This window comes from Priestia sp. P5_B4 (genome assembly GCF_056400385.1).
The window spans coordinates 1-4,079 of the sequence record NZ_JBFULJ010000313.1 but is presented as its reverse complement, the minus strand read 5'-3'; the positions used below and the strand labels follow the sequence as shown (position 1 = coordinate 4,079).

Sequence of the window (4,079 nt, the reverse complement as noted above, 5' to 3'; positions counted from 1 at the left end):
CTTATAAGGTATTTATTTCTAATTGCGCAAAAAAACCTTATATTCCTTACATTTTATTCTACGAATATGTCCTACTTTTAACAAAATGACACTATTTGTGACAAAAAGACAAAATTCTACTTAATTCTTATATAAATAGCTGAAATAATGTTGAACTTTGATATATAATATAAACGTGTATATATATCAAAGAAAAACACCGTTTTTTGCTTTTTGTATACATAACTAAGTAGTTTAGAAAGAAGTAGGTGTCATAATGTTTAATCACACAACTGTTTTGCTTAAAGAAGCAGCGGAAGGCTTAAATATTAAGCCGGATGGAGTATATGTCGACTGCACGCTTGGCGGAGCAGGTCATAGTGAATATATCGTAAAACAGCTATCAGAAAAAGGGAAATTAATTGCGTTTGATCAAGACGATGTCGCTCTTGCAAATGCAAAAGAGAAATTGGCCCCGTATCTAGACAGAGTTATTCTAATCAAAAGTAATTTTCGCTATTTAAAAGAGCAGCTAATGGAACACGGAATTGAAGAAGTAGACGGAGTATTATTTGACCTCGGAGTCTCGTCTCCTCAGTTGGATACACCAGAGCGAGGGTTCAGCTTTCATCATGATGCCCCGCTTGATATGCGCATGGATCAAAACTCAATGTTTTCTGCGTACAACGTAGTAAATGAATGGCCTTATGAAAAACTTGTGAAAATCTTTTTCCAATACGGAGAAGAAAAGTTTTCAAAACAAATTGCCCGCAAGATTGAAGCATATCGAGAGTCTAAACCAATTGAAACAACGCTAGAGCTGGTTGATCTTATTAAAGATGGTATTCCAGCGCCAGCTAGACGAACGGGTGGACATCCGGCGAAACGAATTTTCCAGGCTATTCGAATTGCTGTAAATGATGAGCTTCAAGTATTTGAAGACGCAATTGAACAGGCTATGGATGTGATCAAAAAAGGTGGACGTGTAAGTGTTATTACCTTCCACTCACTTGAAGATCGAATTTGTAAAGTGGCGTTTAAAAATGCAAGCACGGTTCCGCAGCTTCCGCATGGACTGCCGATTATTCCAGAAGAATTTAAACCTAAAATGAAAGTTATTACAAGAAAACCTATTTTACCTTCAGAAGAAGAGATAGAAGAAAATAAGCGCGCGCGTTCGGCAAAGCTTCGAATTGTTGAGAAATTAGTGTAATTAAAGGGTTTTATCAAAGAGGAGGGGACGAGAATGAACAATGTAGCATACAAAGTAAGAGAGCAAGATCAGCAGCAGAAGCAGCAAAAGACGGTACGTCAAGTTGTTCGAAAGACAAAAAGAAAAATTACGGTTGGTGAAAAAATTGTGTATTCTGGATTTGTCGCACTCATGCTGTTTGGGTCTGTGCAAATCATTTCAAATCAATCTTCGCTTTATAGCATCAGTGAAGAAGTGCAATCACTCGATGGAAAGATTGACAAGCAAGAGGCAAAAAACAATGAGTTAAAATTACAGGTAACAGAGTTAAGTGCATACGATCGTATTTGGACAAAAGCAAAAGAACTTGGACTAAAATTGAATGAAAATAACGTAAAAGTCGTTAACGATTAATTGCGATGACTACGCCAAGAAAAAATAGCAATATTAGTACAGGAGCAGCAATATTAATTTTAATATTTGCATTGCTCTTTTTTGTATTAGCCATCAGGTTCTTTTACATCCAAGCGACGGGCAAAGCAGACGGAGAAGCTTTAGCCGAAATTGCACAAAAACAGCATACGCGAACTTCTAAAATTGAAGGACAGCGCGGTACGATTTACGATCGAAACGGAGAAGCAATCGCCCAAGACACGGGTGCTTATACGGTTGTGGCGATCTTAGATAAAAAACAAACAAAAGACAAAGATCACCCGCAGCACGTAGTAGACCCAGAAAAAACGGCTGAAAAATTAGCCCCATTATTAAAGATGGACGAATCGAAAATTGACAGCATGTTAACGAGAGGAATTAAACGTGGTACCTTCCAAGTCGAACTTGGCCCAGGCGGACGTGACATTGATAACGTGCTAAAGCAAAAAATTGAAAAACTAAATCTCCCAGGCATCACGTTTTTACGCGATTCGAAGCGCTTCTATCCAAACGGTGTATTCGCTTCAAGTATTTTAGGATACGCACAAAAAGATGATACGGGTAAAATCGTAGGGAAAATGGGAATTGAAAAAGTATTTGATAAGCAGCTTTCTGAAGAAGATGGATATGTAAAATACGAAGCTGCTAAAAATGGAATTAAGCTTCCGGATCCAAAAGAGTCAATTGTAGCTCCGAAAAATGGAGACAGCGTCACGCTTACAATTGATGAAAAAATTCAAACGTTTTTAGAGGATGCAATGACAGCTGCTGCTAAAGAATATAAACCAGAAGAGCTAATGGCAACAGTAGTGAATCCGAAAACCGGTGAAATTTTGGCGATGTCAAACCGTCCTTCATTTGACCCAAATATTCGTGATATCACGTCTTATCGTAATCCGTTTGTTGAAAACAGCTATGAACTTGGTTCAACGATGAAAATCTTTACGCTAGCAGCCGCGATTGATGCAGGGGTCTATAACGGCGAAGACCGCTATCAGTCGGGATCTTATAAAGTAACGAAAAACAGCGTTCCGATTAACGATCACAACGGCGGAGTCGGCTGGGGAGCTATTACATTTAATGAAGGAATTCAAAGGTCTTCAAATGTAGCGGTAGCCATTTTAGCCAACGAAAAATTGGGCACCGACCGTTTGTATAAATACTTGGACAAGTTTGGCTTTATGGATAAAACAGGAATTGACTTGCCAAACGAAGCTTCTAGCAAGTTAGTGACGAAGTACCCGAGAGACCGCGTAACTACTGCATTTGGACAGGCGTCCGCTTTTACGCCTATTCAAGAAATTCAAGCGGCTACTGCGATTGCAAATGACGGAAAAATGATGAAGCCTTACGTGATTAAACAAGTAGTCGATGAAACAAATAAGAAAACGATTAAGAAAACAAAACCTACCGTAGTAGGACAACCTATTTCTAAAAAAGCAGCGAACGAAACGCTAGATATTTTAGAAACCGTTGTTTCTTCTGATGACGGAACAGGGAAACCTTACGCGATTGAAGGATACGATGTCGCTGGAAAGACGGGAACAGCTCAAATTCCTGGTCCTACCGGAGGCTACTTGCATGGACACGGGAAAAATTTCATTTCCTTTATGGGCTTTGCACCTGCTAAAGATCCAAAGCTGCTTGTCTATGTAGCCGTTAAAAATCCAACTCTTACGCCTCAAGAGACAGGTACTGCGCCGCTTACAGCCGTGTTTAATCCGGTGATGAAAAACAGCCTGCAGTACTTAGGGGTGGAGCCTGAAAAAACAGACGAAGACGGAAAGAAAACAGAAGATAAAAAAGTAGATTCAGAAATTATGCTTAAGTCTTACGTTAACGAATCAGTTGATAGTGCCGTGAAAGGCTTAAAACAAAAAGGACTTGTTCCTGTTGTAATAGGTAAAGGAGATACGGTAGAAAGCCAATCACCGACTTCTGATACCATTGTCACTGGTCAACGCGTGTTTATTAAGACAAATGGAAAAGCCACAATGCCTGATTTAACAGGTTTTTCACATCGTGATGTTATACGCTTTAGTGAATTTGTCAACGTTCGACCTAGCGCACTTGAAAATGGTTATGTTGTAAKTCAAAGTATTAAGGCAGGCGATCCGTTAAAAGCAGGAACCTACCTGAAAGTAGAACTTGAAACGCCTAAAGAATTTTCAAGTACGTTAAATAAGTTAAAAGAAACGGAAAAAAGTGAGTCTGATAGTAAAAAAGACGATAAGCAACTTGACTAGAAATTAAGTTCTAGTGAATCCTGTACAAGCATATATTGGAACGAGCCGATTCAGAGGAGGTTCTAATATATGCGGGTATCAGGAGTCACAGTTCGTAAAAGGCTAGCCATTGTTTTGTTTGTCGGTTTTATTGTGTTTTTGATTATTGATACAAGGCTTGGATATGTACAGTTGCTGACTGGGGATACGCTAACTGAAAAAGCCAAAGACTTATGGAGTCGGAATATTCC

3 protein-coding genes are annotated in these 4,079 nt (G+C 39.1%); all 3 read left to right on the top strand.

Annotated elements, in window-relative coordinates:
* Window positions 1-256 precede the first annotated feature (256 nt).
* From rsmH to AC1DRF_RS18220, 3 genes are read left to right on the top strand one after another with little or no spacing between them, the layout of a single operon-like run.
* Entirely contained in the window at window positions 257-1,192 is a 936-nt protein-coding gene (rsmH, locus tag AC1DRF_RS18230) for a 16S rRNA (cytosine(1402)-N(4))-methyltransferase RsmH (RefSeq protein WP_013084858.1), read from the top strand.
* A gap of 33 nt (window positions 1,193-1,225) precedes the next feature.
* A complete protein-coding gene (ftsL, locus tag AC1DRF_RS18225) occupies window positions 1,226-1,585 on the top strand; it encodes a cell division protein FtsL (RefSeq protein WP_013058965.1) in 360 nt (119 codons plus the stop codon).
* Window positions 1,586-1,590: 5 nt separating this feature from the next.
* Window positions 1,591-3,849 carry a penicillin-binding protein gene (locus tag AC1DRF_RS18220; RefSeq protein ID WP_477741334.1) on the top strand — a complete coding sequence of 753 codons (2,259 nt, stop codon included), beginning with the start codon at window positions 1,591-1,593 and terminating at the stop codon, window positions 3,847-3,849.
* Window positions 3,850-4,079: the final 230 nt, after the last annotated feature.

Bases quoted from the DNA above. Each gene is read 5' to 3' on its own strand.
- rsmH (WP_013084858.1), top strand. From the start codon at position 257: ATGTTTAATCACACAACTGTTTTGCTTAAAGAAGCAGCGGAAGGCTTA.
- ftsL (WP_013058965.1), top strand. From the start codon at position 1,226: ATGAACAATGTAGCATACAAAGTAAGAGAGCAAGATCAGCAGCAGAAG.